Origin of the sequence: Acinetobacter sp. V2 (assembly GCF_001188385.1) — a bacterium.
Classification (GTDB): Bacteria; Pseudomonadota; Gammaproteobacteria; order Pseudomonadales; family Moraxellaceae; genus Acinetobacter; species Acinetobacter oleivorans.
In genome coordinates this window covers 932,536-932,770 of the sequence record NZ_JZFB01000001.1, presented here as the reverse complement: position 1 = coordinate 932,770, position 235 = coordinate 932,536, and the positions used below count along the sequence as shown (strand labels likewise).

At 45.1% G+C, this 235-nt stretch carries 1 protein-coding gene; it reads right to left on the bottom strand.

Annotated elements, in window-relative coordinates; genetic code table 11:
- The coding region (locus tag UC75_RS04220) for a 3-oxoacid CoA-transferase subunit A (protein WP_128825186.1) at positions 1-235 on the bottom strand (235 nt) is incomplete at both ends.

Genomic DNA, 235 nt, shown 5'->3' with positions numbered 1-235 from the left:
TACAAAGATACCTGGGGTGATGATGTGCTCTGGATCTAAACCACCTAGCTCAACCACTTCAGAAACCTGAACAATGGTTACATCCGCAGCCATAGCCATAATCGGGCCAAAGTTACGTGCAGATTTACGGTAAACCAGATTGCCCCAGCGGTCGCCCTTGTAGGCTTTAATCAAGGCAAAATCAGCCTTGATTGGATATTCGAGTACGTAATCTTTACCATCAATTTCACGAGTT